Source organism: Bradyrhizobium sp. CB1717, from assembly GCF_029714325.1.
Classification (GTDB): Bacteria; Pseudomonadota; Alphaproteobacteria; order Rhizobiales; family Xanthobacteraceae; genus Bradyrhizobium.
The window spans coordinates 9,206,401-9,232,581 of record NZ_CP121666.1 but is presented as its reverse complement, the minus strand read 5'-3'; the positions used below and the strand labels follow the sequence as shown (position 1 = coordinate 9,232,581).

The window sequence follows — 26,181 nt, the reverse complement described above, 5'->3', positions numbered from 1 at the left end:
CGTCAAAACTTCTCTTGAGAGCTCAGATTGAATTTGTGAGCGCCATGCAGGGTTCCTGCCGGAATCCCCGGAATGACGCGACCTCGAGCGAGTCCATCGTCAGGCATGGCTCGACCGTTCGGCGCGAAGCGCCGCGGGTCAGATCAGCGATGTCTTTGATGGAGGGGTCGCGAGGTCAGCGCGTACTCGACGCGCCCGTGCATGTAGGAGGCTGAACGCAGGACGGATCGGAAACGGCATCGTCGAACGATGGAACTTGAGTCAATACCGCGTTGAATCCGTAGGACATGATACCCTCCCCGTCCTGCCGTGATCGCTCACGGCAAGGTCCTGCGTAAAAGACAACCGCGCCGTATTCCTGTCGCGGATGCCTGCCCGTCTGCACTAGTCGTCCACTCGGCTTCGCCATCGCTCTTGTCGGGGTAGCTGTGAGATGTCTCTCATATGCGCCTGGCGCGAGCGAGATGCTTGAGATCCCGCTTGGAGACATTCAGACAAAGAGCTACCGTTCCCACATTGCTATGGGTTTTTTACCGACAATCGCTTGTTGAAGCGTCGCCAACGTGCACACCGCCGCCGATTTGCACGCTCGCCCCGTTTCCGATACCGCGCTGGTCTCAAGATCGTGGGCGCCGCGAACGACTTAAGGAATACACTATGCGGAAAGACTCGCAACGGAATTGATTCACACTTGAGGCATCAAAAAACTTGACCTCGGTTAACGCCGCGCGTGACTTGTGCACAGGCTCCGGAGCAAGTTTTTGGATTCGTGCACAGATTCGAAAATGCGGCGCTTCGTGTGACAATTCCTCGCCAACGCCAAAAAATTTTTACAAAAGCGTCACGCATCCGACGCGCGAGCGAATTTTCCAAATGCTTGTCCCAGCTATGTCGATAAGTGATTAGCGAGACATCGTTTTTTGAGTCTCGTTTCACAGGGTAACTCCACCTGTGGCAGCATCCCGGTGAATCTACGGTGTGCAGAACTTTTCCGCGCGAGAATTCATCTTAGCCCCGCGCCGCAGGGGTTTTTCGCAACGCAGTGAAAGTTTCCGCTGTTGCAAAATCACCCGCAGGTAGAACCGCGGAACGCATCATGGTGCGCACGATGCAAATCTTCCACGCGGAGGTTGCGAGGCGCGTGACCGCTTGCGTGAATATGACAGGCAACAAAAAAGCCCGGCGCGATGCCGGGCTCTTTGTCGTGCTGATCGGATCAACCGATCGGATGATGTCGCTAGCTCACTTGCGAGCTCACTCGCAAGTTTAGTTGCAAGCTTACTTGGCGAGCTTGGCGATCTGCGCGGTGAGGCGCGAGACTTTGCGGCTGGCGTTGTTCTTGTGAATGATGTTGCGCTGCGCGGCGCGCATCAGGGCGGGCTCGGCATTCGCCAGCGCCTTCACGGCAGCGGCGCGGTCGCCGGTCGCGATGGCTTCCTCGACAGTGCGAACGGCGCCGCGCATCTGGGTGCGGCGCGACTTGTTGACGGCGGTGCGGCGGGCGATCTTGCGCGTCGCTTTCTTGGCGGAAGTGGTATTGGCCATGGTCTCAATATCCTTTGCGGGTACCGGTCGCGTCTTGGTCGGGTAGCGCCGGCTTGCTTGACCGCGGAATCGACGCTCGGATTTAGGGTGTTCGGTTGCTGGGCCGTTCCCGGAACATGAGGCTCAAAAAGCCTGCAACAGCTCAAAGAACAGCGGCGGCAGGATTGCGCCCACCGCCAGTTGGCGCCCTTATAGAGAGGGTCTGTGGCACCGTCAACGCTTTCCGGGCTGGAAAACAGGCCTCAGGTGGGCCGAACGGGGGTCGTAACGCCCTGAACAGGTTGAATTTCTGCCGTCCCCCGGCTATTGGCTGGCGGCATTTCATCGGCGTTTCCAGGGATCGTCCGATCGGACGACCGTATAGGGTGAGGCATGATCCGCGGCTTTTTCCGACTGATTGGGCTGTTGCTGCTCGCCGGCGGGTTCATCTTCATGGTCTATGACGGCGCCCGCTGGGTCGCCGACCAGACCCTCAAGTTCACCCGGTTCGGCCAATTCTGGAACGACATCAACCAGGCGAGCCAGACCGCCTTCCGGACCTGGGTCGAGGCCAAGGCGCCCTGGCTCTGGACCTCGGTGATCCGCCTCGTGCTGGACCAGCCGGTCTTCGCGGTCCTCGGCATTCTGGGCATCCTGCTGATGGTCCTGTTCCGGCCGCGCAAGCCGCTGATCGGCTATTCCCGGGATTGATCTTCAATTCCCGCCGGGATTGATCTTTCAATTCCCGCCGGGACTAAGCACGTCATGGGGCGCGGCGTAACAACGCTGCCCCTTCCTGCGTAAACACCTATATTCCCACCTGATCGCGAGCACGCCGCCTGAGCATCTGGCTCACGCGACGGCCAGCTCGATTCGGAGACCCATCATGCTGTTCATGCGCAAGACCACCGCATTGCCGAGCGCAGCTGAAGCGCTGCCGGGCCGTGCGCAGGCCATTCCGACCGCGACCATCCATTTCGTCAACGGCAGCAAGTTGAAGCCGCCTTATCCCGCCGGCCTCGAGCAGGCGGTGTTCGGGCTCGGCTGCTTCTGGGGCGCCGAGCGCAAGTTCTGGGAACTCGGCGATGGCATCTATACGACCGCTGTCGGCTATGCCGGCGGCCACACGCCGAACCCGACCTATGAAGAAGTCTGCTCGGGCCGCACCGCCCACACCGAAGTTGTGCTGGTCGCGTTCGATCCGAGCAAGATCTCTTACGAGAAGCTGCTGAAGACGTTCTGGGAGAGCCACAACCCGACGCAAGGCATGCGCCAGGGCAACGACGTCGGCACGCAGTACCGAAGCGCGATCTACACTTACGCGGATGCGCAGAAGAAAGCGGCCGACGAATCGAAGGCGCTCTACCAGAAGGCGCTTGCCGCAAAGGGCCTCGGCGCCATCACAACCGAGATCGCGCCGGCCGGTGAGTTCTATTTCGCCGAGGACTATCATCAGCAATATCTGGCGAAGAATCCCGCCGGCTATTGCGGCCTGGGTGGCACCGGCGTGTCCTGCCCGATCGGCGTGGGTGTGAGCGCGTAGTTGTAAGTCGCCGAAGCGCGCGGCCCTTACCCTCCCCTGGAGGGGGAGGGTCGGCTCACATTGAGCGCAGCGAAAATGTGAGACGGGGTGGGGTGACAGTCTCTCCACGTCCACACCGCCCGAGAGGAGAGATCACCCCACCCCGCTCGCGCTCCGCGCGATCGACCCTCCCCCTCCAGGGGAGGGTGGCAGCGCAATACCCCCTCAACCCTTTATTAACCATAACCGGTGCATCACTGGAGCCATCTCGTTTCGAGGGATTGGTCCGGTGCCGGTTGCACGCGCGTTTCGATGGTCGATCTTGGCAGCGTCCGCCGCGCTGACCCTTGGCGGCTGCATGCAGACCGCCGGCCCCGTCGCGATGGTGCAGCCCCGCCCCGATCTCGACGCGATGGCCTATGGCCAGCCCTACAGCGCACCGCAGCCGGTCGTCGTCGCCGACGGTGGCGGCGCCATCGGCGCCTTGCGCAACTCCTTCGCTTCCTCGCCCGCGCCGATGCCGGTCGGTTACGCCGCGCCGATGGCGGGGCCGGTGCGCTACGACGCCTCCTATCATCTCGACGCCGGCGACAAGCTCCGCGTCGTGGTCTACGGCCAGGAAGGTCTCACCAACAGCTACGCCATCGATGCCGGCGGCTCCATCACCATGCCGCTGATCGGCGCGGTGCCCGCGCGCGGCCGCACCACCGCAGGGCTCGCCGGCGAGATCGCCGCGCGCCTGCGCAACGGCTACATCCGCGAACCCTCGGTCGCCGTCGAGATCGACACCTATCGTCCGTTCTTCATTCTCGGTGAAGTCTCCGCGCCCGGCCAATATCCTTATGTGCCGAACATGACGGTCGAAAGCGCGGTTGCGATTGCCGGCGGCTTCTCGCCGCGCGCCAAGCGCGACGTGGTCACCGTGACGCACAGCGAGAACGGCGGCGCCATGCGCGCCGTGGTGCCGCTCGGAACCCCCTTGGCGCCGGGCGACACCGTGTTCGTCGGCGAACGCTGGTTCTGAAACCCCCGTCATTCCGGGGCGATGCGCCAGCATCGAACCCGGAATCTCGAGATTCCGGGTTCGCGCTTCGCGCGCCCCGGAATGACAGCGGAATGGAAGAGCGCGCTACGTCCGCGCTCACCTCCGGAAATCCAGCCGCCCGTTCGGAAAACATCCGTCGATCCTCGCGGCATCGACCACGCACCCAACCCATGGCCGCATGATCGCCGGCGTAGTCAGGTTGATGTACTTCCCGACCAGGCGCGCGCCGTCGCGCGCGGCGTCGATCAGGCCGTGCCGGCGGCCGTTGTCCCAGTCGAAGCGCAGATAGATCCGGCTTCCCGCGATGCGGATTTCAGCGCGCCCCTGTTTCCATTTGTCAGGCGTGTCGCCGGCAATGGTCGGATCGGCGCCGCCGTTCCAGCGGCTCGCCCAGACGCCTTCGAGGGGATCGGGCGTGGCAAGGGTTGCCCAATGAGCCGCGTTATCGTCTTCCGCATCGCCTGCCAGCGCGGCCGTCGCGGCATAGTCCATGACCTCTTGATCGTCGGGCTCCGGCACGTCCATGGTTCCGAACGGATTGCGGATGATGAGGTGCGTGATGGCCTGCTGCATGGCGATCTCCCGGCGTGAGTTGGCGTGATCGGCAAGCTCTATCGCCGGGCGTCAGGCTGCAGCCACCCGATTCCTGTTTTCTCCTCTCGTCATTCCGGGGCGCGCCCGCTTGGGCGCGAGCTATGGTGCGCAATTGCGCACCTGAGAATCCATTCCTCCACCAACTCTGACGCACGATGGATTCCGGGTCTGCACCGCTTTGCGGCGCATCCCGGAATGACGGTGGAGAGAGACGTGCGCTATTTCAAATGCTTCGCGAAAAATTCCATGCTGCGCGGCCAGGCGAGGTCGGAGCTCGCCTTGTCGTAGCTCGGCCGCTCGTCGCAATGGAAGCCGTGCTGCGCGCCGGGATAGACGAAGACCTCGACGTCCGGCCGCTTGGTCTTGATCGTCTCGACATCGGTCAGCGGAATGCCGGCATCCTTCTCGCCGAAATGCAGCTGCGTCGGAGCCTTCGGCATCTCGTCGGCGAAGCGCACGACCGCGCCGCCGTAATAGCCGATTGCGGCCTTCAGCCCCGAGAGTCGCGTCGCCGCGACGAAGGCGATGCTGCCGCCGAGACAGAAACCGATGATGCCGACCGGGCCGACGCTTTTGACCGCATCGATCGCGGCTTGCGTCTCGCGCAGCATCGCGGCCCAGTCCGGATTGGCGACGAACTTGCGCGCCTCGGCGATCTCATCGGGCGTATAGCCGGACTGGAAGTTCGGCGTGGTCCGGTCGAAGATCGACGGCGCGATCGCGACGTAGCCCTCCTTGGCGAGGCGATCGCAGACCGAGCGGATGTGATGGTTGACGCCGAAAATCTCCTGGATCACCACGATAGCGCCCTTCGGCGCGCCGGCGGGATCGGCGCGATAGGCGCCGAACTGGAAGTTATCGGAAGCCGTCAGCTCGATGTCTTGTCCCACAGGATGATCCTCTATTGTTCGTTGTTGCTTCCGAGCCGTCTCGCCCATCACCAGTGTCATTGCGAGCGTAGCGAAGCAATCCAGAATCTTGCCGCGGAGATAGTCTGGATTGCTTCGCTGCGCTCGCAATGACGGGTGGATAGACCTGCACCTCCTCACCACGAAGTGCCGTAGCCCGGATGGAGCGTAGGGCAATCCGGGGCAAGTGTGCGCCGGAACGAGACCGGTCTCGGATTTAGCTCCGCTCCATCCGGGCTACGATCTTTGTTGTTTCAGAGAGCAGGGCGCTACTCCCACATCCAGTTCTCGCCGTAGTCCTCCTTCCATCCCGCCAGCCGTCCGTGGCGGAATTGCAGGAACAGGCGATGGCGGTAGGGGATCAATCCGCTGCCGCCGAGATTGCGTAATGCGAGGTAGATCTCGTTGCCGGGACGCCCGCGCACATATTGCAGCGGCTGTCCGAGAGCACGCGCGGTCTGTTCGGCATCCATGCCGAAGGCAAGCGGCGTGTTGTTCGACAAGGTGGTGACGAAAGGCTGGCGCGGCGGAATGGCGCCGAACGGCTCGGCCTGCGCAGACATCGACAGCAACACCGCGCCCGCAACAACCATCGCCCGCTTCATTGCCCAAAATCCCTCTGGCCTATCCCGGCAAGTTCTTCAGGAAAGGCGCGACCGCGTCAACAAAAGCCTGGGGCTGATCGATGTTGACGGCGTGTCCGGCGGCGGGGATCACGACCTTTTGTGCGCCTGGGATCTTGGCCGCCATGTAATCGGACGCGGCGAGGAACGGGGTGTCATCGGCGCCAACCACGATCAACGACGGCACCCTGATGTCGGGAAGCAGCTCGATCACGCGCGCATCGCGCTGGGTGAGCATGCCGCGTGCAGCAAGCGCCAATCCCTTGGCGTTGCGATGACTGGCCGTGGCGCGTTCGCGCGTCGCCTGCTTCAGCACGTCGAGGCCCTCGCGGTCGAGCCTGTCGGCGGTGGCGAGCGCGCGCGCGTTCCAGGCCTCGCGCGCGTCGTCCTTCTTGAAGCCGGGGCCGGTGTCGATGATCAGCAGCGCGCGAGCGCGTTGCGGATAGGCGCGATAGAAGGCGAGCGACATGTAGCCGCCGAGCGAAAGGCCGCCGATGATGGCGCGTGGCGCGCCGACGGCATCGAGGATCGCCGCCATGTCGCCGACCGTGAGCGCTTCGCTATAGGCCGCGGGATCATCGGGATAATCGGACTGGCCGTGGCCGCGCATGTCCCACAGGATCAGCTTGTGATCCCTCGCGAGCGCATCGACCTGGCCATGCCACATCGCCGAGGTCGAGGAGTAGCCGTGGGTTAGCAGAAGCGGCGGACCCTCGCCGTGAACCTCATAGTAGATCCCGACGCCGTCCCGATTGATCCCAGGCATGGTTTTCCGCCCCTTCGTTTTCCGGTCATTCTAGTCGCGATGGGTTCGATGGCCACACGCCCTGGCGCATGAAGCAGATGCGGAAGACCGCGGTCGCGGTCGGGATCTCCCTTCGCGCATTTTGCTTCGAAAAACCTCAGCATTTACAAGGGTCTTCTACTGTGCATGGGGTTGTTTTCGCGGTTTTTATTGTTCCCGTCGGGGAACCCGAAACCGGTAAAATTGCACGCAATTCCGAAGGGTTCCATTGAGCACGCCTCTTAAGGGCCAGAGAACCTGATCCGGCTTAGGCTGACGCCAAATCCCGACCCGTGCCTTTGGGGAAGCCATGAACGCCTCAGCCAAACCCGCCGCCAAACGCCGGCTTCTGCTCGCCTCCGACCGGAGCGACGAGAGCACCGAGCTCGCCAGCATTTTGAAGGCGGTCGGCGAGGTCTCGACGGTGACCACCCAGGACATCCCCGAGCAGCCGTCGCGCGATCTCTCCGGTCTCGTCGTCGACATCAACCTGCGTTCGCCCGAGAGCGTGCAGCGGGTCCGCAACAAGCTGCGCGGCGATGCCTATCGCTCCATGCCGCGGCTGTTCGTGCTTGCCGACGCCCTGCACCACGGCACCATGCAGGCCTGGGCGCTGGGCGCGACCGATACGATCTCGCGTCCGCTGCAGCCCGACGCCATCCTGCAGCGCATCCGCGCCGCGTTTCCCGACACCGCCACCTATGACGCGACCGATCGCGGCAAGACGCTCAACCGCGGCGTCGAGGCGGCGCATGCGGTGCTGAAGAAGATGTTCGAGAAGCTGCCGCTCGGCGTGCCCCTGACCTTCGACGACGTCATCGCCGCCGAGAGCAAGATCCTGAAGGCGATCAAGCACTCCTCGCTGCGGGAATGGCTCACCACGGTCGGCTGCCACCATGTCGGCAGCTACCGGCACTGCCTGTTCGTCACCGGCTTTGCAGTTTCCTTCGCACAGCATCTCGGCATGCGCGAGGATGACCAGCGCCGCCTGACCCGTGCCGCGCTGCTGCACGACGTCGGCAAGGCCTTCGTTCCCTCCGTGCTGCTCGACAAGCCCGGCAAGCTCACCGACGAGGAGATGGCCGAGGTCCGCCAGCATCCGCGCCGCGGCTATGACGCGCTTGCGGCCCAGGGCGGCTTCCCGCCGGAGATGCTGGACGTCGTGCTGCATCACCACGAATTCCTCGACGGCTCGGGCTATCCCAACGGCCTGTCGTCGAACCAGATCAGCGACATCGTGCGGCTGACGACCATCGTCGACATCTACGCCGCGCTGGTGGAGAAGCGCGCCTACCGCATGCCCTTCACCCACTCCCGCGCCTTCACCATGATGGAAGGCATGGGCGGCAAGCTCGACCAGCAGCTGCTGCAGGCGTTCCGCCCGGTGGCGCTGGGGTCGTTCTAGCGCGGCATTCTCCGCTGCTGCCGTAGGGTGGGCAAAGCGAAGCGTGCCCGCCACTTCCAAGAACGTGGGCACGGCGCTGACGCGCCTTTGCCCACCCTACGGCAGTTTGCCGTTTGGCGACGCCGCTCACCCCACCATCTTCCGCAGCTCCGCCTTCGCCACCTTCTCCAGCGTCGAGCGCGGCATGTCGTCGACGAGCCTGATCTCGCGCGGCAGCTTGAAGTCGGCGAGGCCGGCGCGGCATGCGGCCATCACGCGGTCATGGAAATCGAGCGGCGCAGCCGCGACGCCGCCATGCGGGATGATGAACACGACCGGCACCTCGTCCAGCATCGGATGCTTCTTCGCTACGACCGCAGCCTCGCGCACGCCTGGCACCACCGCGATCACCTGCTCGATCTCGGACGCCGCGACGTTCTCCCCGCCGACCTTCAGCATGTCCTTGGCGCGGTCGCCGAACTTGATGAAGCCGTTCTCCAGCCGCTCGACGCGGTCGCCGGTGAGGAAGAAGCCGTGCTCGTCAAAGCTCTCGCGCGTCGCCTTCTCGTTGTGGAGATATTCGGCGAACAGCGACAGGCCGGGAATACCCTTGATCGCGAGATTGCCGGTGTCGCCGACCTCGGTCGGCCGTCCGTCATCGTCGGTGATGCGGATCTGATATTCGGGCGCGGCGCGGCCGATCGACATCGGAATGTTGGGCTGGTCGACCTCGCCGACGATGCCGTGGGTGATGGTCTCGGTCATGCCCCACCAGCCGATCATCTTGACGCCGAAGGCGGCAAAGGCCGGCGGCTCGTTGATCGCGGTGCCCCACAGGCGGAATTTATGGTCCGTCGGGATCTCCTGCTCGAGCAGCGCCTTCATGCAGAACGGGATCGTCGAGGTCCAGGTCGAGCCATGCTCGCGCGCAACGCCCCAGAACCGGCTCGCGGAGAAGCGCGGCTGGATCACGCAGGTGGCGCCGACCCACAGCGTCGCCAGCATGGAGTAGGCCAGCGCGTTGGTGTGGAACAGCGGCAAGTATGCCTGGTGCACGTCGCTCGCATGCAGGTCCTCATGCGCAGCGTTGATCTTGGCGCCCCACAGCGCGTTGGCATGGGTCCACAGCACCGCTTTGGGGCGCGACGTCGTGCCCGAGGTGTATTGCACGCTGCACGGCGCCAGCGGATCGGTCGCGCGCCTGGGACGGTCGGAGCTGTCGGCGAACAGGGATTCAAAACTGTCGCCGCGCGAGACCGCTTGCGCAGCTGGTGCGCCGGCATCATGCGAGGTCACCGCCAGCCAGCGGATATCGCGGCAGTTCTGCGCGACGATCTCCGCATAGGCGGGCTGCGTGATCGCGGCGACTGCGCCGCAATGATCTGCGAAATATGCCATCTCCGCCGGTGCCGAGCGCGTGTTGGTCGTGACGGCGATGGCCCCCAGCTCGACGCAGGCGAACCAGGCCAGCAGCGCCTCAATGCAATTGTCGAGATGAATGAGAACATATTCGCCCGGCCTGACGCCGCGCCCGGCGAGCCCGGCCGCGAGCGCGCCGACCCGCTCGTGAAACTCGCCATAGCTCCAGCGGCGCGCCGGCGCGTCGAACGGTGCCCAGATCAGGAACGGATGATCACGCCGGACCTCGGCGCGCATTCTCAAGAGCCAGGGCACGTCGAGCCCGTCGAACGGACCCACGATTCCGGCTGCGGTGTGTTGAACAGGCATGGCGACCTCCCGTGCAGCCCGCATCTTGCTGGCGGCTGCTTTTTTATTATTGCGTCTTCCTGCCATCGGATGACGCGGGGCGCAAATCGGGGGGCGAGCTCTCTCCGCCGTCATTGCGAGGAGCTCTTGCGACGAAGCAATCCAGACTGCGTCCGCGGAGACAGTCTGGATTGCTTCGCTGCGCTCGCAATGACGGTGTTCGGGGTGGGCAGCGGAGGCCCTAACGGCCACCATCCTCGTACGACGAGATCTCGATCAAACTGCCATCGGGATCCCGGCAATAGACCGAGCGCAGCGTGCCGCGGGCGCCCTGCCTGGGGCCCGGGCCTTCCTCGATGGCGACGCCATGTGCCTTTAAATGCATCACCACCTCGTCCGGAGCGGAGGAGGTGAGGAAGCAGAGATCCTCGCTGCCGGCGGCCTGGTGTTCCGCGGTGAACCACTCGACCTTGTCGGCATCGCGCGGCCGGACGTTGATCTTCTGGTTACCGAAATGAAGGGAAGTCCGCGGCGCTTTGCCGCCGCCGGGCTCGAACACCTTGACTTCCATGCCGAGAATCTTGCGGTACCACTCCGCTGTCACCGCGACATCGGCGACGTTGATCACGAGATGATCGAGGGCTTCGACCTTGACCGGCATGCCTTATCCTTTCGTCGCGATGCGCCCCGCGCACTTTCCGCCCGCAGCAAGCTTTGTTACAACCGCGCCGACGCCGCTTTCAAGAACAACACGTGGGAGAACCCTTGAGATGATCACTCGCCGTACCGCGCTGGGCCTGCTCGCCGCCAGTCCGCTTGCAGCCACCCCGCTGTCGAAGGCCCTTGCCGCCGATTATCCGGCCCGTCCGGTGAAATGGGTGGTCGGCTATCCGCCGGGCGGGGCCACCGACATTCTGGCGCGGCTGATCGGCCAGCGTCTGTCGGAAAAGCTCGGCCAGCAATTCGTGATCGAGAACAAGCCGGGCGCCGGCAACAACATCGGCACCGAATCGGTCGTCAATGCCGAGCCCGACGGCTACACGCTGCAGCTGGTCAATCCGGCCAACTACATCAACGCCTCGCTGTACAGCAATCTCAAGTTCAACTTCGTGCGCGATATTGCGCCGGTGGCCTCGTTCCAGCGCGTGCCGAACGTGATGACCGTCAACAAGGACGTGCCGGCCAAGAACGTCGCCGAGTTCATCGAATATGTGAAGGCCAATCCCGGCAAGGTCAACATGGCCTCGTCCGGCAATGGCACCTCGGTGCATCTGTCCGGCGAGATGTTCATGGCGATGACCGGCTGCAAGATGCAGCACGTGCCCTATCGTGGCGCGGCGCCCGCGATCACCGACATGCTCGGCGGCCAGGTGCAGGTGATCTTCGACAACATGCCCTCGATCATCCAGCACATCCGCTCAGGCTCGCTGCGCGCGATCGGCGTCACCACCGCGGAGCGCTCGCCGCAGTTGCCCGACGTGCAGCCGATCGCCGACACTGTGAAGGGCTACGAGGCCAGCGCGCTGTTCGGCATGGGCGCGCCGAAGAACACTCCGAAGGAGATCATCGCCAAGCTCAACAGCGAGATCAACACGCTGATGAAGGAGCCCGACATGACCAAGCGTCTCGTCGAGCTCGGTGGCGAGCCGCGGGTGCAGACCCCGGAGGCATTCGGCGAGGAGATCAAGGCCGAGACCGAGAAGTGGAAGAAGGTGGTCGAGTTCGCCGGCCTGAAGGTCGAGTAGCGATCTTGTGATGATCGGAAATGGGAGCCCTGCCATCCGGCAGGGCTTTTTTCTTGCGTGCCTGGTTTCCTTGATCTGGAATAAAACGCCGCGGCGAAACCTGATGATGGGTGGCGCGTATCTCGCGCCGTGAGCAAAGGAGTTGGGATCATGCGCAAGACGCAATTGGCACTCCTGACGTTGGGTGCGACGATCCTTGCCGGCGTTGTCACTGTCACTGTCACGCCCGCCGCTGCCCGCGACTATCCCTGGTGCGCCCAGGGCGGTGAATATGACTATCCCGGCGAATGCGCCTACAGCACCTATGAGCAGTGCCTGGCCAGCGTCTCCGGCCGCTTGCTGTATTGCGGCCCGAATCCGCTGGTTGCTTATGGTCAGGCGCCCCGGCCGCAGCCACGGGCACAGCGCCGCGCGCGGCCTGTCACGCCCTACTAGTCGCGCCTCACTAACCTCTGCCTGATCACGCAGTCGTGCGGACCCGCGCGCGCGGGTTCCTGCTTGACGCATTTTCGTTTGCGCTTATACTAAACCATATGGTTAAGTATCAAGACGAGACGCTGGACCGGACCTTTGCGGCGCTATCTGATCCGACGCGGCGCGCATTGCTGGCGCGCCTTGGCGAAGCGGACGGCCTGTCGGTGAGCGAGCTGGCTGCGCCGTTTCCGGTCTCGCTGCCGGCGATCATGAAGCATCTCGACGTGCTCACGGATGCGGGCCTGATCGTGCGGGAGAAGACCGGACGCACGGTCTCCTGCCGGCTCACGGCGCAGCCGATGGAGCAGGCCATGAACTGGCTCAATCGCTACGCTCAATTCTGGTCCGACAAATTCGATCGTCTTGCCGCCTTCGTGGAGGAAGAGACATGGCCGACGCAGCCATCAATACCGCCGAACGACCAGCGGAACGCCCAAGCCTCACGCTTACGCGTCGGCTCCGCGCGCGGCCGGAAAAAGTCTTCGCCGCCTGGACGCAAGCCGAAAAGCTAATGCAGTGGTTCGGGCCGCCGAACATGAAGCCGGCGACGCTGCAAGCCGAGCTCGACGTCCGCACCGGCGGCAGCTTTCGCATCAGCTTCGTCCGCGACGACGGCGAGTATTTCGAGGCCGGCGGCACCTATCGCGAGGTGGTGCCGAACGAGCGCCTGGTCTTCACCTGGGCCTGGCACTCGACGCCGGAGCGCGAATCGCTGGTCACGATCTCGTTCAAGCCGGACAGTGCGGGCACCCTGATGGTGTTCCATCACGCCCAGTTCGCCGACGAGACGGCGCGCGACAATCACCTGCGCGGATGGAGCTCGTTCTTCGACAAGCTCGATGCCTTCGTCGCCTGAATTCCAAAGGAGAACGCCATGCAGCAACATCAGGTCGTTTCGCGCGAGCAGTGGATTGCGGCGCGCAAGGCTCATCTCGCTCGTGAGAAGGAGTTGACGCAGGCTCGCGAACGGCTTGCCGACGAGCGTCGCCAGCTTCCCTGGGTGAAGGTCGACAAGACCTATGTCTTCAACGGGCCGAACGGCAAGGTTACGCTCTCCGATCTCTTCAAGGGACGTCCGCAGCTCGTCGTCCAGCACGTGATGTTCGCGCCCGACTGGGACGCGGCCTGCAAGAGCTGCTCGTTCTGGGCCGACGGTTTCGAGCGCATGGTGCCGCATCTGGCCGCGCGCGACACGTCGATGGCCGCGCTGTCGCTGGCGTCAAGCGCAAAGCTCGAGGCCTTCAAGAAGCGGATGGGCTGGACCTTCGACTGGGTCTCCTCAGGCGACAACGATTTCAACCGCGATTACGGCGTAACCTTCTCGCCGGACGAGATCGCGACCGGCAAGCCGATGTACAATTTCGGCACCACGCCGATCTATGGGCCCGAGCTGCCCGGCATCAGCGTGTTCTACCGCAACGAGGCCGGCGAGATCTTCCACACCTATTCCTGCTTCGCCCGTGGCCTCGACATGATGAACGCCGCCTATCAGTATCTCGATCTCACCCCGCTCGGCCGCCACGAGGACGGTCTGCCCTATCCGATGGACTGGGTCCGCCTGCGCGACCAGTACGAGCCGCAGGCGACGAAGGCGGCGTGCTGCCACGGGTGAGGGCCACGCTCGGCGCACATCGGAGGTGTCATCGCCCGGCTTGACCGGGCGATCCAGTACTCCGAGACGGCAGTGCCTGAACCGATAAGTCGCGGCGTACTGGATTCCCCGCCTTCGCGGGAATGACAGCCGAGATTGAAGCGTAGCTCGCACTACCGCTTCGCGTCCACCTGCTCCGTCCCGTTGCACGAGATCAGCATCGTATAGGGCCGGGCGTTGCCGGCGATATCGGTGGTCTTGAGTTCGCTCTTCGGCTCGGCGGTCTGATAGGGCACCACGGAGTTGTCGAGGAAGTCGCGCAGCACGCCGGTCTTGATGGCGAAGTTGATGTTTTCAGGAATGTTGCCGGTCGCAGCGGCGATACGCAATGCCGGGATCTTTCCGGTGACCACGCCCACGATCTGACCAGTGGTATCGAACAGCGGCCCGCCGCTATTGCCGGGCTGTATGGGTGCACTGATTTGCAGGAAACGCGAATCGTTGCGCATGCCGCTGAGCGAGCTGACGATGCCGGTAGTCACGGTGAAATCCGAGCTTAGAAGGCCATGGAAGGGAAAGCCGATTGCGGTGACGGCATCGCCGGAGCGGATTGAACGGTCGCGAATGCGCGCAAAGTCCTTGAATGTCGTCGTCGACGGCGCCTGCAAGAGAGCGAGATCGTTGTTCGCGTCGCTCGACACGACGCGCAGCACCATCGAAGCCTCGCCGGTGAGGTTGCCCTTGATGTCGCCGACGCAGCCGTCGATCACATGGTTGTTGGTGACGATGTGGCCGTTCGCACTCACCACGAAGCCGGTGCCGCTCTTGGCCCTCGCAGGTTTGCCGCTGGCCGGCGGCGGCGCCTGCTTCTCCGCTACCGATGCCGGCTTGGCCGCGCCCTTGGTGAAATCGCCGGCCTTATTGAGCCCGTCGGCTTTCACCCTGGTGACGCAATTGGAGAGGGCCGCGATCACGGGTCCGGTCGAGGTCAGGTCGAAATTCAGGACGGTGCGGCCGCTCGTCGCGACCATCAGGCTGGCCTTCTGAAACGTTCGCACGACATTGGCGGGCATGACGGCCGTGAGCATGTTCGGCTGATTGGCGGTGGCAAACAACCTTGCCTGCTCCTGGCCGTCGAAGATGACGTCGATCGCGGCGCTCTCGCCCTGCTTGAAGCGGTAGCTGGGACTCGCAAAGGCCAGCGACCATGTGCCGGTGGCATTGTAGCCCACCACGAGAATGACGCCGTTGGCGTAGGGCGTCGTCGCCGCACAATGCGAGAACACGCCCGTCTCGTCATTGCTGAAGGCGCCGCCGATCCAGTTGCCGACATTGACGGAACCGTACGGCCCTGCCGCATGCGCCGCTACGACACCCACCTGCAACACGGACGCAACGATCAACGACTTAAGCCACATGCCAGCCCTCGGAACGCTTTTGCGTGCATCTTATCTGCGGGGACGGGCGCCGCGCAACCGACAGTTGTCTGAGCGGATCGAATTCGCCGGCCGCGACTTTTGGCGCTTGCCATTACTTTGCAATCCTATATACTTTGCAATACAAAGTAAGAGGCGTTTGCCCTCGGAAATCTGTGGCGGAGCGAGGTTTTGGCGTTGCCGATGCGCGATCTCGACAAGGCACTGGCTGATATCGTGGCGATCCGCAGCCAGATCGCGGCGGGCACGGCATTCCGCGGCTATGGCCCGGCGACGATGGCGGCGACGGGCGCCGTCGCGCTGATCACCGCGATCCTGCAATTCTGGCTGCTTGGCGATCCGACCAGCGAGCCGGTCGGCTTCTTCTTCGGCTGGCTCATCGCCGCCGTGCTGTCCGGCCTGATCATCGGGATCGAGATGCGGGCGCGCTCGCGCCGTCATCATTCGGGCCTGGCCGATGCCATGATCCACCAGGCGGTCGAGCAGTTTCTGCCCGCCGGCGTCGCCGGCGTGCTGCTTGCGGTGGTGATGTGGAAGTTCGCGAGCGAGACGCTGTGGCTGCTGCCGGGCCTGTGGCAGATCTTGGTGTCGCTCGGCATCTTCGCCTCGGTCCGCTCGCTGCCGCGCACCGTCGCGCTCGCCGGCGCCTGGTATTTCGTGTCCGGCTTCGCGGTCGTGCTGCTCGCAAGTCGAACCCATACGCTGTCGCCATGGACCATGGGGCTGCCCTTCGTGATCGGGCAGTCGGTGATGGCAGGCATTCTGTATTTCGCGTCCGGAGACAACGATGTCGAAGACTGACAGCGCGCCCTTTTCCTATGAAGGGCTCGACCGCGTGATCCACGAGAAGGCAAGGCTCGGGCTGCTGACCTCGCTGATGGCGCATCCCAAAGGGCTGGCGTTCGCCGATCTCAAGCAGCTCTGCGGCCTCACCGACGGCAATCTCAGCCGGCATCTTGCCGTGCTCCAGGAGGCCGGCCTCGTCGAGGTGACCAAGGGCTATGAGGGCAATCGCCCGCATACCACCTGCCGCCTGACGAAAGCCGGCCGCCGTCGCTTCCTCGACTATCTCGCCGTGCTCGAACGCCTGGTGCGCGACGCGGCGAAAGCCGCCGGGCGCGAGGCGCCGCCGCTCGGCCGCCTCGGCATCATCTCGACCTGATCCTCCCCTTTTTTGACCGGAGACTTTGCAATGCAAAGTGAAACCACGTCCCGCAACGAGAAGCTTCATGTCGGCATCATCATGGACGGCAACGGCAGATGGGCCACGCGCCGCGGCCTGTCACGCGTGCGCGGTCACGAGGCCGGCGTCGAAGCCATCCGCCGCATCGTCGAGGCCGCGCCCAAGCAGGGCATCGGCACGCTGACGCTCTATGCGTTCTCCACCGACAATTGGCGGCGACCCAAGGCCGAGGTCGCCGCGCTGATGACCTTGCTGCGCTTCTATCTCGCCAACGAGGTGCAGAGCCTCGTCAGGAACGGCGTGCGTCTCACCGTGATCGGTCGCCGCGACCGGTTGCCTGACGGCATCGCCACCGCGATCACGCGCGCCGAGGAGGCGACCGCCCAGGGCGGCACGTTGCATCTACGTATCGCCGTCGACTACTCCGCGCGCGATGCCATCCTCAACGCGGCGGCCAAGGCGGCGGCGCTGACCAGCCTGACCCGCGAAGCGTTCTCGCAGCTCGTCACCGGCGAGGCCGGCCTTCGCGATGTCGACCTCATCATCCGCACCTCCGGCGAGAAGCGGCTGTCGGACTTCCTGCTCTGGGAAGGCGCCTATGCCGAGCTGCACTTCACCGAGCGGATGTGGCCCGAATTCGAGGCGAGCGATCTCGATGAGGCGCTCGCCGCCTTCCACAACCGCGAGCGCCGCTTTGGCGGCCTGCAGGCCATCCTGCCCGAAGAGGTGCCCTCGCTCTCTCGTGTGTGACGTGCGGCACGGGAAACGAGCTGTTCGTTTTCAGCCGCATGATTGGCAGCGATGTCCAAGCCGCGAGCAGGCGGTCTCGCCAAGCGCCTCCCGCGCCAGTCGCTCCCGCGTTGATTTGCCGCCTGGCACGGATCGTGCTCTAGTATAGGGCGGGGTATCCCCAGCGATGGGAGCTTTCGCAAGATGCGCGCAGTCCTGGATCATTGCACCGGCGGAACGGAACGGCAGGTGGCGGCCGGTACGCTCGTCGTCACCGAGGGGGGCACCAGCGGCCATCTCTACGTGCTGATGCAAGGCAAGCTCGAGGTGCTCAAGGGTGAGATGGTGGTCGCCACCGTCACCGAACCCGGGGCGGTGCTGGGTGAGATGTCCGTGCTGTTGGGCGTGCCGCATACGGCGACGGTGCGCGCCTGCTCCGATGCCGTCATCTATGAGTTCGAGGACGCCGCCTCGTTCCTCAAGCAGGAGCCGGGCATCGCGTTGCTGATCGCAAAGATGCTGGCGCAGCGGCTCAACGTCGCCAACACCTATCTTGCCGATCTCAAGCGGCAATATGCCGGCCACGGCACGCATCTGGCCATGGTCGGCGAGGTGCTCCAGAGCATGATCAACCTGCCGCCGCTTGAGGTCTCGCCAGGCTCGGATCGGCAATCTGATCCAAGAATGTGAGCCAGTCGGGCGGCGACTCGATCGGAGCGGCGGGCCGCTTCAGCGGCGCGGCCAGGTCGATCCACTGCGCTTCGCCGGCCGCCAGCCAGAACGCCTTGTCCGCATCGAAATCCAGCACGATGTAGGTCGGGGGGCGCCCGGGTTGCAGGCCGGTGTTGAAGACCCAGGTCTGGCCCAGCCGGTCGAACCACGATCCATTGCTGATGAAGGGCGATTGATGCACATGGCCCGAGATCACCATCGACGGCTGGTATTGCATGATCCACTGCACCAGCTCGACATCGCCGAAGAAACGCTTGCCGCCCCAGCTCGTCGGTGAGTCCGCCGGCGGCGCATGATGCGCCCAGATCCAGCGCTGCGGCCGGCTGGCGGCGGCATCGCGCAACTGCTCGACGAGGCGTTGCTTGACCTGGGGCCCGTCCCACCACGGGCACACCGTGAACAGGATGTCGCCGATGCTGAGGCTGTCGCCGTCGCAGGCAATGCCGAGCTCGCGCACCTCCGAGATCCAGCGCGAGATCTTTTCGCCCTCCGCATTGCGCTCGTCGAGGTCGTGATTACCGGAGCAGAGGATCACGCGGGTCTTTGCGGCGAGCAGCGAGAGGTATTTCTTCACCACCACGATCTGCGCGCGAAAATCCACCATCGAGCCGATGTCGAGCGCATCGCCGGCGAAGATCAAGAGGTCGAATTGTGGTGCCGCATTGACCAGCCAGTCGAGCTGCGGCAGCGAGTAATGGAGGTCGGCCACCACCAGGCAGCGCATGGAAAATCCGTCAGGTCAGAGCAATCGAAGGCTTGCGAATAAGAGAATATTGCCAAGACTAACGTCCGAAGCAAGAAACAAACCAACACTGCCGCACCGCGGTTAGCTGCTCGGGCCGAAGCCGTCGATCAGTCGTCTGTGGCGCTGCCAAGGACGCCGCGATCGGCCAGAGCCTTGGCAAGCTCCTCGGTGTAGATGATCCGGCTCCATCGATGGAGATGTGCTGGGTAATGGGCATACATGATGTCCAGCATCATATCCGGGGTGTTCAGAAATTGGGATCTGTCGATGCCGAGCAGGGCGGCAATCCTTTCACCTGCCTCGACATGAAAGCTTTGTGGACCACCCTGGGCGTAGAGGGAATTGACCGGCGTGATGACGAGATAGACCTTCGAGCGGTCGAACTTCGAGAGCGTCTTCGACAAGGCGCCGAGCGCCTTCTCGAACTCCGCATTCATCACGAACGGCTTGATCTTGGGATCGGGTTTGAAGAAGACGTGCCCGGGCAGCGTGGCCTTGTAGGCCTCCAGCGATGGAATATCGAGCATCCGATTGGGATCGATCGCGCTGCCGTGCTCGCGCCAGATCGTTGAAATGAACTGGTCCTTGCCGCCGTAGTAGACCGCGTAACCGCCGGGCAGCGGATTGTACACCGCTCGCTCCATCAGCCGTCGGATGTACTCGAGGCCTCCGGCAGGAAACGACAGGCTGGAAGGAGCTTCGAAGTGGTCGGTCCGGATGAAATTCGCCCATTCATTCCATCTTGGATCGCGCTCGTATTGAATCGGATTGAACACCAGAACCAGTTTCCTGGGCTGATGTCCGCGGGCGATCATCTTGTCGAGCATCGCGCCGTAGCCGTCCGGACCGACGAATCCGATGGTGCAAAACGACTCGACATCGGATCCCGGGAACGCCTGCAACAGCGTCGGAATGTGGATTCCCATCAGGCACGAGCTGTCGCCGAGAAACGCGAGATCCGCTGCAGGCAGCCGCTCCGCACGTCTGATCTGTTCCAGGACGATGTAGGTCTCGACGCCGTGAGACCATTGATGCTTGCCCTGCTGGTAGATGTAATGCGCGACGCCGAGAACGAGTGCCGCCAATGCGGCAACCGGAACGAATTTGCGGGCGACGATTCGAATGGCATCGATGAGCGGCCAGCTTGCAATCGCCTGGATCGTGCGCTTCAGGGGCATGGGCTAGAACTGGAAATAGATGAAGGTTGCGTTGACGTGCCCGGATGCCGCGGCCGTCGCAGCCACGAGTACCGCAAGCAGCGGATACTTCATCCAAGCAGGCCAGCGCAGCAGGAAATAGTCTCCGCGTGACTGGAGTTGCCACTCAAGCAGCATCAACGGGCAGGTCAACGACAGAATGGCGAGCACGACGGCGCCGTGCACCGGTGCCCATTCCCATCTCTTGAGTGCGCTGAGCATGCCTATCAGCAAATTCCAGTCTGCCGCACGAAAAAGGAACCAGCCGACGAATACGACCAGCATGGTAAGAGCCCAGCCGGCCGCGCGACCAGCTTTCGAGCCGGGCTCGTCGCCGCCGGAGAACTTGCGCCGTATCCCAAGCGCTGCGCCGTGGAGCAGTCCCCAAAGAACGAATGTCCACGACGCGCCGTGCCAAAGGCCTCCCAGTGCCATGGTCAGCAGCAAGTTCCGGTTCGTGATCAACTCGCCGCCGCGGTTGCCCCCAAGGGGGATGTACAAATAATCCCGTAGCCAGGTGCTGAGGCTGATGTGCCAGCGACGCCAGAACTCGCTGATCGAGACCGACCAGTAGGGATAGCGGAAATTCCAGATCAACTCGAAGCCGAAGAGCAGTGCGATGCCTTTGGCGATGAGGCTGTATCCATTGAAGTCGGCATAGATCTGGATGCCGAATGCGAGCGTGGCGAGCACGACCGACCAGCCGAAGGGCTGCTGTGGAATGAAGAGCGTGTCGACGATGGGCGCGAGATTATCCGCCACCACGACCTTCATGGCGTAGCCGTAGATCAATAGCCAGAGCGCGCGGTCGGCGTGATCGGAGGTGAAGCGTCGCGGCGCCGAGAACTGATCGAGAAGGTTGCTGGCTCTTTCGATCGGCCCCGCCACGAGTTGCGGGAAGAACGCCTTGAAGGCGAGGAACTTGACGAGGCTTTTCTCGGCGGCATGCTTGCCGCGATAAACGTCGACCACATAGGCGATGCCCTGGAACGTGATGAAGGAAATGCCCAGCGGCAGGACGATGCGCAATGTCGGGAGGTTCGGATTCAGTCCCGCGCGGTGAACGATCGCCCCGAACGAATCGACGAAGAAGTTGAAGTATTTGAATATCGCCAGAACGACCATTGCCGCTGCAACGGCGACGAACACCAGAAGCTTTCGGACCGGTTGCCGAGCAGTCGCGATCAGGATCGCGGCGACATAGTTGACGATGGAAATTCCGACAAGCAGAGGCAGAAAGCGCCAGTCCCACCAGCCGTAAAATACGTAGCTCGCGGCCAGGATGATCAGATTCTGAACCGCCAGCCTCGAAGTGGCATGATAGAGCAGGAACGACGCGGGGACCAGGCAAAGGAACGCCACGGAAACGAAGGACATCGTAGGAGAGGCTCTCGGATCTGAGCGGTGGGGCGGGGCCGCTTACAATTCAGTTGGTCTGGACAACGAAACAATCGAAGCGTGGGGCGGGGCTCGTGCGCGGAGGCCGAGAGCGATATAAAATAACAACGTTGAAGTGGAATCAACAGAATGTCGCCGACGGTCTCGTCGGCAAGCCCGCAATATGCTCCTGGCGCGCCGGTGCCGCCCGACATCCCGGGGCTGGACCGGATCGCCGAATTCTGGTGTCGTGGCCTGCCCTCAACACCCCGTGTCCACATGACCTCCTTCAAGACCATTCGTGCCCGCGCCGAGAAGCGCAAGGGCGGGCCCAAGGCGCTCGACAAGCTGATGCCTGACAAGCCCGACCTGAAGGGGCTGGCGAGGCTCGGCGACGACCGCATCCTCGCCGAGATGACCAAGCGGGTGTTTTGCGCCGGCTTTGCCTGGAGCGTGATCGATTCGAAATGGGACGGCTTCGAAGCTGCCTTCCTGCATTTCCAGCCGGCCAAGCTCAGCTTCCAGCCCGAGGACTATTGGGAAGGCCTGCTGCGCGATGCGCGCATCGTGCGCAACGGCGCCAAGATCATGTCGGTGCGCGACAATGCCGCCTTCGTGCAGGAGATCGCGAAGGAGCACGGCAGCTTCGGCAAGTTTCTGGCGAAGTGGCCGCCGTCGAACGAGGTCGGCCTGCTCGACCTGCTCACCAAGCGCGGCAGCCGGTTGGGCGGCAATACCGGCCAGATGCTGCTGCGCTTCGTCGGCTGGGACGGTTTCGTCACCTCCAAGGACGTCGTCGCATGCCTGCGCGATGCCGGCCTCGACATCGCCGAGGAGGTGAAATCGAAGGGCGATCTCGCAAAGGTGCAGGCGCAGTTCAACGCCTGGGCCGAGGAGACCGGACTGCCCTACACATATCTGTCACGCATCTGCGCGCTGTCGGTCGGCGAGAACCGCAGCGAGCATTAGGTCACGAAAATCTCGGAGAAATAGCAAAATGGCCAAAGCCTATTGGGTTGCCACCTACCGCGCGATCAAGAATCCCGACGCGATGGCGGCCTACGCCAAGCTGTCGCGGCCGGCGATCGAGGCGGCGGGAGGCCGGGTACTCGCGCGCGGCGTGCCGGCGGCGGCCTTCGAGCTCGGCCAGATGGAACGCGTCGTTCTCATCGAGTTCGACAGTGTCGAGCAGGCCAAGGCAGCCTATGCAAGCCCGGCCTATCAGGCCGCGCACGACCTGCTCGGCGACGGTGCCGATCGCGACATCCGGATCGTCGAAGCCGCCGATTAGCGCGGTCCGCCGCCGGATCGTGTGCATCGTGTGGCGATCTCGTGCCGCCAGCGCGGCAGATGCAACGCGCGATCACGAAATGCATTTCACTGGAACATTTGTGCGCAGCACCCGTTCGGAAGTCTGAGCCAGGCGGCACAGGCGCAGGGAACGCCCGCTCTGGCCCAAGCCGATGAAACCGGACAGGACAGCAACGGAGCAGCGCATGAAGCTAACATCCGAACAGGTGAAGCAGACCGTTCATCAACTCGGCGCCCAGGTGCTGCCCGACGAACATCCCGCCATGCCTCAGCTCAACAGCATGTTCGGCGAGCACACTTTCTTCGTCGACGAGATGGGCCTCAAGGTGCTCGAACCCACCCCGTCACTCGGAGCAGATCGTCAGAGCGGCGAGGTCGTCAGTCTCGCCGACTGGAGCGATTCGGACCTCACGCGCCTGATGGCGCACGAGCCCGAGCCGACCGGCGTGATCGTAGTGTTCGAGCAGATGAGGCATTGAGCGGTCCGCCAGGGCCGGCGCTTTCGTCGGTGACGGGCTCGAACATCCCGTCACCGTCACGCCTCGACCGGGATCTCGATCGTGATCTGGGTGCCCGGACCGGTCTTGCTCTCGAGCCGCAGGCGCCCGTTGAGCGATGACGCCACCAGGTTGAACGCGATGTGCAGGCCGAGGCCGGCATTGCCCCGCTCGCGCCCCGTCGTGACGAACGGATCGAAGATGTGCGCCTGCAATTCGTCGGGGATCCCGACGCCGTCATCGGTACAGACGAGGCGGACCGATTTCGGCTCGGGCTGGCTGACCGTGATCGCAAACCTGCCGCCCCTCTTGTCGGGATAGGCGTGCCCCGCCGTATTGAGCGCGAGATTGCTGATCACCTGCGCCAGTGCACCAGGATAGCTGTTGAGCCTGATTCCCGCCGGGCACCGGACATCGACCGCTAGAGCATGGTGCGACAGCAGCGGCCCGAGCCTGGACACCAACTCCGACAGCCAATCCCTGAGCTCGAATGTGCGCCGGTCCTCGTCGGCCTGGTTGACGGCGACCTGCCTGAAGCTGTGCACCATTTCCGATGCGCGGTGCAGATTATCGAAGGTCAGGTTGAGCCCCTGCCTGAGCCGGTCGATTCCCTTCGTGAGATCGGATCGCCGCACCGACGTTCCACCCAACGCGTCCGCCATGGCCTGCAGGTCCGTCTGCATGGTGGTCGAGGTCGTCAGCGCCAGGCCGAGCGGGGTGCTGACCTCGTGGGCGACGCCTGCCACCAATTGACCGAGGGAGGCGAGCTTTTCTGCCTGCACGAGGTGCTCCTGGGTTGCTCGCAGATCGCGCAGCGATTTCTCCGAGCGTTCTTTTTCCCGCTGCAGCGCCTCGGACGTCCGGAACTGCTTTCGTGCCCGGTACTCGCGTGCCGCGACGGCGTAGAGCGACAGCGCATAAGCGTTTCCGACCAGGGAGTGATTGATGAAGCGCAAGCCCATCGGCAGCGTCGGCGCGAACGTCTCGGCGACGATCAGCGCCACCCAGGACAGCAGGCAGAAGATCGCCAGCGAGCCGATCCGCAGCGGCAGCATGGTCGAGACGAACAGGATGATCATCATCATGCCGGGCGCGGCAAAGGTGAAGCCCGACGGAAGGACGAGGTAGATGCTGGGCAGGATGCAGCCGGGAATGACGCAATAGACGAGGAAGATCGTCTCCGCCCAAGGCTTCATCCACCGCCGCGACAACAGCGCGGTCAGCGGCAGCAGAATAAAGACCGCCGTGCCGCCGCGGATGGCCAGCGTGGTCGGGACCACCTCGGGGTAGAGCACCCAATCCCATAGCGTGTAGCCGGCATAGGTGGCGGCGCCGAGCAGCATCGCAATCTGCGTCCACCCGAGGCTGCCGCGGACGTATTGGTCGACAAACCGCCGCTCCTCGATCCGGTCTTCGAAGCGCAGTCCCAGGCGTATCAATAAGGCGAGCATTCCGGCATCAATGGCAAAAAGGCATATCCGGTGTCTCTACGACAGGTCGGCCGCCGCGTCGCGGATAAAGATGTCGCGTTTGCCGAGGGCCGGCCGAGCCCGGTTCAGATGCCCAGAGTCAGCTGCGGCTCCGCATCGTTCCCGTCCTGGAGGGAGGATAGCGACACGCCCAGCAGCCTGACGCGCTTGGGCAGGGGCATTTCGATTTCGAGCAGGCCGCAGGCCAGCCGCTCCAGCTCGTCCCGGCCTGCAATCGCCGCGGCGACGGACCTGCTCCGCGTGATGATCTCGAAGTCGGCGAACTTGATCTTCAGGGTGACGGTGCGGCCGCGGTTGCCGGTCGCCTCGCAATGGCGCCAGACCTTGTCGACGAGAGGCTTGAGCTCGGCCGCCAGCGCGTCGAAGGCGTCGAGGTCGATCGAGAACGTGGTCTCTGCGCCGATCGACTTGCGGATCCGGTTGGCCCGGACCGGACGCTCGTCGACGCCGCGCGAGATCCAGTAGTAATACGCACCCGACTTGCCGAAATTCGCGTTCATGAACTCCAGCGTCTGGTTGCGGATGTCGAGGCCGGTGAACAGGCCGAGTGCGTTCATCTTCGCAGCCGTCGCCGGACCGATGCCGTGGAACTTGCCGACGGGCAGCGTCTCGACGAAGGCAGGTCCCATCTCCGGCGAGATCACGAACTGGCCGTTGGGCTTGCGATGATCGGAGGCGAGTTTTGCCAGAAACTTGTTGTAGGAGATGCCGGCCGAGGCATTGAGGCCCGTCTCGGATTTGATCTTCTCGCGGATTCGCCGTGCGACGTCCCGTGCCAGCGGGATGCCTTGCAGGTTTTCGGTCACGTCGAGATAGGCCTCGTCGAGCGACAACGGCTCGATGACAGGCGTGTGCTCGGCAAAGATCTCGCGGATTTGCCTGGAGATCGCCTTGTAGACCTCGAAGCGCGGCTTGACGAAGATCAGGTCGGGGCATTGCCGCTTCGCAGTGACCGACGGCATCGCCGAGCGAACGCCGAACTTGCGCGCCTCATAGCTCGCGGCCGCAACGACGCCGCGTTCGGCGGAGCCTCCGACCGCGACCGGCTTGCCGCGGAGCTCCGGATTGTCACGCTGTTCCACGGACGCATAGAAAGCATCCATGTCGATATGGATGATCTTGCGCACGGGCGAGGCGTCGCCCGTCACCGTGTCGGAATCGCTCATGCCATGATGATACAATCGCGCAAAGCGAAGCGCGAGGTGATGGATGCTTCAGCTGCCCATGTCCGTCGTCGCCGTGGTCGCGTTTGCCGGCGTGCTCAATGCGGCCATCTGACATTTGAATTGAGGCGTTCGGCCTCGACGGGGGGCGCCTCGGATACTCGACCGCCCGCGCGTTGCTCGCCTCAAAGCCTCCGCGGCCGATTTCGTATCCCTACAGATTTGCCGCGAATTCGAACCGATCGGGTTCCCGCGCGATCGCGCTTCGCAAAGCCCTTCGCCCGGTTGCCGCAAAGGGATATGCTAAACTCCGAGTTGACGGTCGGGGCTTCGGAATTGACGCAGACGAAGCTGGGCCGGTCCACCGATATTTCCTCGGTCTCGTGCGAGTCGCTGGCTTCTTTTCGTCCAGGTGCGGATC

General features: G+C 63.6%; 29 protein-coding genes. 16 read left to right on the top strand and 13 right to left on the bottom strand.

Annotation, left to right across the window (positions count from 1 at the left end; all coding sequences use genetic code 11):
• Positions 1-1,278 precede the first annotated feature (1,278 nt).
• A complete protein-coding gene (rpsT, locus tag QA649_RS42885) occupies positions 1,279-1,545 on the bottom strand; it encodes a 30S ribosomal protein S20 (protein WP_027563963.1) in 267 nt (88 codons plus the stop codon).
• Between the two features lie 372 nt (positions 1,546-1,917).
• Between rpsT and QA649_RS42880 the strand changes: the two genes are divergently transcribed.
• The 3 genes from QA649_RS42880 (at position 1,918) to QA649_RS42870 (ending at position 4,070) form a co-directional block, all read left to right on the top strand.
• Positions 1,918-2,235 (top strand): hypothetical protein, encoded by a 318-nt coding sequence (locus tag QA649_RS42880; protein WP_018644239.1) that lies wholly within the window; start codon positions 1,918-1,920, stop codon positions 2,233-2,235.
• Positions 2,236-2,410: 175 nt separating this feature from the next.
• A complete protein-coding gene (gene msrA / locus QA649_RS42875) occupies positions 2,411-3,067 on the top strand; it encodes a peptide-methionine (S)-S-oxide reductase MsrA (RefSeq protein ID WP_283022428.1) in 657 nt (218 codons plus the stop codon).
• 268 nt (positions 3,068-3,335) lie between these two features.
• A complete protein-coding gene (locus QA649_RS42870; RefSeq protein WP_283022427.1) occupies positions 3,336-4,070 on the top strand; it encodes a polysaccharide biosynthesis/export family protein in 735 nt (244 codons plus the stop codon).
• 117 nt (positions 4,071-4,187) lie between these two features.
• Here the strand turns inward: QA649_RS42870 and QA649_RS42865 are convergent, their stop codons facing one another.
• From QA649_RS42865 to QA649_RS42850, 4 genes are all read right to left on the bottom strand, one after another.
• Positions 4,188-4,664 carry a hypothetical protein gene (locus tag QA649_RS42865; RefSeq protein WP_283022426.1) on the bottom strand — a complete coding sequence of 159 codons (477 nt, stop codon included), beginning with the start codon at positions 4,662-4,664 and terminating at the stop codon, positions 4,188-4,190.
• Between the two features lie 239 nt (positions 4,665-4,903).
• A complete protein-coding gene (locus tag QA649_RS42860; protein ID WP_283022425.1) occupies positions 4,904-5,575 on the bottom strand; it encodes a dienelactone hydrolase family protein in 672 nt (223 codons plus the stop codon).
• Between the two features lie 287 nt (positions 5,576-5,862).
• The gene (locus tag QA649_RS42855) at positions 5,863-6,198 is read right to left on the bottom strand and encodes a hypothetical protein (protein ID WP_283022424.1); all 336 of its coding nucleotides are present in this window, start codon (positions 6,196-6,198) and stop codon (positions 5,863-5,865) included.
• A 19-nt stretch (positions 6,199-6,217) separates the two neighbouring features.
• The gene (locus QA649_RS42850; RefSeq protein ID WP_283022423.1) at positions 6,218-6,982 is read right to left on the bottom strand and encodes an alpha/beta fold hydrolase; all 765 of its coding nucleotides are present in this window, start codon (positions 6,980-6,982) and stop codon (positions 6,218-6,220) included.
• 328 nt (positions 6,983-7,310) lie between these two features.
• On the opposite strand from QA649_RS42850, the gene QA649_RS42845 reads away from it, so the two are divergent.
• Entirely contained in the window at positions 7,311-8,405 is a 1,095-nt protein-coding gene (locus tag QA649_RS42845; RefSeq protein ID WP_283022422.1) for an HD domain-containing phosphohydrolase, read from the top strand.
• 126 nt (positions 8,406-8,531) lie between these two features.
• On the opposite strand, the gene QA649_RS42840 is transcribed toward QA649_RS42845, so the two are convergent.
• Positions 8,532-10,112 (bottom strand): AMP-binding protein, encoded by a 1,581-nt coding sequence (locus QA649_RS42840; protein WP_283022421.1) that lies wholly within the window; start codon positions 10,110-10,112, stop codon positions 8,532-8,534.
• 220 nt (positions 10,113-10,332) lie between these two features.
• Positions 10,333-10,752: a VOC family protein gene (locus tag QA649_RS42835; protein ID WP_283022420.1), complete on the bottom strand. Its 420-nt coding sequence runs from the start codon at positions 10,750-10,752 to the stop codon at positions 10,333-10,335.
• A 109-nt stretch (positions 10,753-10,861) separates the two neighbouring features.
• Between QA649_RS42835 and QA649_RS42830 the strand changes: the two genes are divergently transcribed.
• From QA649_RS42830 to QA649_RS42810, 5 genes are all read left to right on the top strand, one after another.
• Positions 10,862-11,836 (top strand): tripartite tricarboxylate transporter substrate binding protein, encoded by a 975-nt coding sequence (locus tag QA649_RS42830; protein WP_018644249.1) that lies wholly within the window; start codon positions 10,862-10,864, stop codon positions 11,834-11,836.
• Between the two features lie 150 nt (positions 11,837-11,986).
• On the top strand, positions 11,987-12,271 hold the full coding sequence (locus tag QA649_RS42825) for a DUF3551 domain-containing protein (protein ID WP_283022419.1): 285 nt from the start codon (positions 11,987-11,989) through the stop codon (positions 12,269-12,271).
• Between the two features lie 98 nt (positions 12,272-12,369).
• Positions 12,370-12,822: a metalloregulator ArsR/SmtB family transcription factor gene (locus QA649_RS42820; protein ID WP_283022418.1), complete on the top strand. Its 453-nt coding sequence runs from the start codon at positions 12,370-12,372 to the stop codon at positions 12,820-12,822.
• Positions 12,822-13,166: an SRPBCC domain-containing protein gene (locus QA649_RS42815; RefSeq protein WP_283022417.1), complete on the top strand. Its 345-nt coding sequence runs from the start codon at positions 12,822-12,824 to the stop codon at positions 13,164-13,166. The genes QA649_RS42820 and QA649_RS42815 overlap by 1 nt, the downstream gene beginning before the upstream one ends.
• Before the next feature lie 18 nt (positions 13,167-13,184).
• Positions 13,185-13,922: a thioredoxin family protein gene (locus QA649_RS42810; protein ID WP_283022416.1), complete on the top strand. Its 738-nt coding sequence runs from the start codon at positions 13,185-13,187 to the stop codon at positions 13,920-13,922.
• A gap of 152 nt (positions 13,923-14,074) precedes the next feature.
• On the opposite strand, the gene QA649_RS42805 is transcribed toward QA649_RS42810, so the two are convergent.
• Positions 14,075-15,319 (bottom strand): serine protease, encoded by a 1,245-nt coding sequence (locus QA649_RS42805; protein ID WP_283022415.1) that lies wholly within the window; start codon positions 15,317-15,319, stop codon positions 14,075-14,077.
• A 201-nt stretch (positions 15,320-15,520) separates the two neighbouring features.
• Here QA649_RS42805 and QA649_RS42800 point away from each other — a divergent pair, with 201 nt between their 5' ends.
• The 4 genes from QA649_RS42800 (at position 15,521) to QA649_RS42785 (ending at position 17,939) form a co-directional block, all read left to right on the top strand.
• Complete coding sequence (locus QA649_RS42800) at positions 15,521-16,138, top strand: hypothetical protein (RefSeq protein ID WP_260387221.1); 618 nt, start codon at positions 15,521-15,523, stop codon at positions 16,136-16,138.
• The gene (locus QA649_RS42795; protein ID WP_018644262.1) at positions 16,125-16,499 is read left to right on the top strand and encodes a transcriptional regulator; all 375 of its coding nucleotides are present in this window, start codon (positions 16,125-16,127) and stop codon (positions 16,497-16,499) included. The genes QA649_RS42800 and QA649_RS42795 overlap by 14 nt, the downstream gene beginning before the upstream one ends.
• Before the next feature lie 30 nt (positions 16,500-16,529).
• Positions 16,530-17,270, top strand: coding sequence for a di-trans,poly-cis-decaprenylcistransferase (locus QA649_RS42790; RefSeq protein WP_283022414.1), 741 nt, complete (start codon positions 16,530-16,532; stop codon positions 17,268-17,270).
• A gap of 183 nt (positions 17,271-17,453) precedes the next feature.
• Positions 17,454-17,939: a cyclic nucleotide-binding domain-containing protein gene (locus tag QA649_RS42785; protein WP_283022413.1), complete on the top strand. Its 486-nt coding sequence runs from the start codon at positions 17,454-17,456 to the stop codon at positions 17,937-17,939.
• Here QA649_RS42785 and QA649_RS42780 read toward each other — a convergent pair.
• From QA649_RS42780 to QA649_RS42770, 3 genes are all read right to left on the bottom strand, one after another.
• Positions 17,878-18,705, bottom strand: a complete 828-nt coding sequence (locus tag QA649_RS42780; RefSeq protein ID WP_283022412.1) for a metallophosphoesterase family protein — start codon at positions 18,703-18,705, stop codon at positions 17,878-17,880. The genes QA649_RS42785 and QA649_RS42780 overlap by 62 nt on opposite strands.
• 128 nt (positions 18,706-18,833) lie before the next feature.
• Entirely contained in the window at positions 18,834-19,904 is a 1,071-nt protein-coding gene (locus QA649_RS42775) for a hypothetical protein (RefSeq protein ID WP_283022411.1), read from the bottom strand.
• Between the two features lie 3 nt (positions 19,905-19,907).
• On the bottom strand, positions 19,908-21,299 hold the full coding sequence (locus QA649_RS42770; RefSeq protein WP_283022410.1) for an MBOAT family O-acyltransferase: 1,392 nt from the start codon (positions 21,297-21,299) through the stop codon (positions 19,908-19,910).
• 279 nt (positions 21,300-21,578) lie between these two features.
• Between QA649_RS42770 and QA649_RS42765 the strand changes: the two genes are divergently transcribed.
• From QA649_RS42765 to QA649_RS42755, 3 genes are all read left to right on the top strand, one after another.
• Complete coding sequence (locus QA649_RS42765; RefSeq protein WP_283026224.1) at positions 21,579-22,268, top strand: DNA-3-methyladenine glycosylase I; 690 nt, start codon at positions 21,579-21,581, stop codon at positions 22,266-22,268.
• A 28-nt stretch (positions 22,269-22,296) separates the two neighbouring features.
• Positions 22,297-22,590: a DUF1330 domain-containing protein gene (locus QA649_RS42760; protein WP_211414644.1), complete on the top strand. Its 294-nt coding sequence runs from the start codon at positions 22,297-22,299 to the stop codon at positions 22,588-22,590.
• A gap of 205 nt (positions 22,591-22,795) precedes the next feature.
• A complete protein-coding gene (locus tag QA649_RS42755) occupies positions 22,796-23,089 on the top strand; it encodes a hypothetical protein (protein WP_020607946.1) in 294 nt (97 codons plus the stop codon).
• 56 nt (positions 23,090-23,145) lie between these two features.
• On the opposite strand, the gene QA649_RS42750 is transcribed toward QA649_RS42755, so the two are convergent.
• Positions 23,146-24,558 carry a HAMP domain-containing sensor histidine kinase gene (locus QA649_RS42750; RefSeq protein ID WP_283022409.1) on the bottom strand — a complete coding sequence of 471 codons (1,413 nt, stop codon included), beginning with the start codon at positions 24,556-24,558 and terminating at the stop codon, positions 23,146-23,148.
• Between the two features lie 104 nt (positions 24,559-24,662).
• Positions 24,663-25,763, bottom strand: a complete 1,101-nt coding sequence (gene dinB / locus QA649_RS42745) for a DNA polymerase IV (RefSeq protein ID WP_283022408.1) — start codon at positions 25,761-25,763, stop codon at positions 24,663-24,665.
• Positions 25,764-26,181: the final 418 nt, after the last annotated feature.

Coding starts and splice junctions, on each gene's coding strand:
- rpsT (WP_027563963.1), bottom strand. CDS start 1,545: ATGGCCAATACCACTTCCGCCAAGAAAGCGACGCGCAAGATCGCCCGC.
- QA649_RS42880 (WP_018644239.1), top strand. CDS start 1,918: ATGATCCGCGGCTTTTTCCGACTGATTGGGCTGTTGCTGCTCGCCGGC.
- msrA (WP_283022428.1), top strand. CDS start 2,411: ATGCTGTTCATGCGCAAGACCACCGCATTGCCGAGCGCAGCTGAAGCG.
- QA649_RS42865 (WP_283022426.1), bottom strand. CDS start 4,664: ATGCAGCAGGCCATCACGCACCTCATCATCCGCAATCCGTTCGGAACC.
- QA649_RS42855 (WP_283022424.1), bottom strand. CDS start 6,198: ATGAAGCGGGCGATGGTTGTTGCGGGCGCGGTGTTGCTGTCGATGTCT.
- QA649_RS42850 (WP_283022423.1), bottom strand. CDS start 6,982: ATGCCTGGGATCAATCGGGACGGCGTCGGGATCTACTATGAGGTTCAC.
- QA649_RS42845 (WP_283022422.1), top strand. CDS start 7,311: ATGAACGCCTCAGCCAAACCCGCCGCCAAACGCCGGCTTCTGCTCGCC.
- QA649_RS42840 (WP_283022421.1), bottom strand. CDS start 10,112: ATGCCTGTTCAACACACCGCAGCCGGAATCGTGGGTCCGTTCGACGGG.
- QA649_RS42835 (WP_283022420.1), bottom strand. CDS start 10,752: ATGCCGGTCAAGGTCGAAGCCCTCGATCATCTCGTGATCAACGTCGCC.
- QA649_RS42830 (WP_018644249.1), top strand. CDS start 10,862: ATGATCACTCGCCGTACCGCGCTGGGCCTGCTCGCCGCCAGTCCGCTT.
- QA649_RS42825 (WP_283022419.1), top strand. CDS start 11,987: ATGCGCAAGACGCAATTGGCACTCCTGACGTTGGGTGCGACGATCCTT.
- QA649_RS42820 (WP_283022418.1), top strand. CDS start 12,370: ATGGTTAAGTATCAAGACGAGACGCTGGACCGGACCTTTGCGGCGCTA.
- QA649_RS42815 (WP_283022417.1), top strand. CDS start 12,822: ATGCAGTGGTTCGGGCCGCCGAACATGAAGCCGGCGACGCTGCAAGCC.
- QA649_RS42810 (WP_283022416.1), top strand. CDS start 13,185: ATGCAGCAACATCAGGTCGTTTCGCGCGAGCAGTGGATTGCGGCGCGC.
- QA649_RS42805 (WP_283022415.1), bottom strand. CDS start 15,319: ATGTGGCTTAAGTCGTTGATCGTTGCGTCCGTGTTGCAGGTGGGTGTC.
- QA649_RS42800 (WP_260387221.1), top strand. CDS start 15,521: ATGCGCGATCTCGACAAGGCACTGGCTGATATCGTGGCGATCCGCAGC.
- QA649_RS42795 (WP_018644262.1), top strand. CDS start 16,125: ATGTCGAAGACTGACAGCGCGCCCTTTTCCTATGAAGGGCTCGACCGC.
- QA649_RS42790 (WP_283022414.1), top strand. CDS start 16,530: ATGCAAAGTGAAACCACGTCCCGCAACGAGAAGCTTCATGTCGGCATC.
- QA649_RS42785 (WP_283022413.1), top strand. CDS start 17,454: ATGCGCGCAGTCCTGGATCATTGCACCGGCGGAACGGAACGGCAGGTG.
- QA649_RS42780 (WP_283022412.1), bottom strand. CDS start 18,705: ATGCGCTGCCTGGTGGTGGCCGACCTCCATTACTCGCTGCCGCAGCTC.
- QA649_RS42775 (WP_283022411.1), bottom strand. CDS start 19,904: ATGCCCCTGAAGCGCACGATCCAGGCGATTGCAAGCTGGCCGCTCATC.
- QA649_RS42770 (WP_283022410.1), bottom strand. CDS start 21,299: ATGTCCTTCGTTTCCGTGGCGTTCCTTTGCCTGGTCCCCGCGTCGTTC.
- QA649_RS42765 (WP_283026224.1), top strand. CDS start 21,579: ATGACCTCCTTCAAGACCATTCGTGCCCGCGCCGAGAAGCGCAAGGGC.
- QA649_RS42760 (WP_211414644.1), top strand. CDS start 22,297: ATGGCCAAAGCCTATTGGGTTGCCACCTACCGCGCGATCAAGAATCCC.
- QA649_RS42755 (WP_020607946.1), top strand. CDS start 22,796: ATGAAGCTAACATCCGAACAGGTGAAGCAGACCGTTCATCAACTCGGC.
- QA649_RS42750 (WP_283022409.1), bottom strand. CDS start 24,558: ATGCTCGCCTTATTGATACGCCTGGGACTGCGCTTCGAAGACCGGATC.
- dinB (WP_283022408.1), bottom strand. CDS start 25,763: ATGAGCGATTCCGACACGGTGACGGGCGACGCCTCGCCCGTGCGCAAG.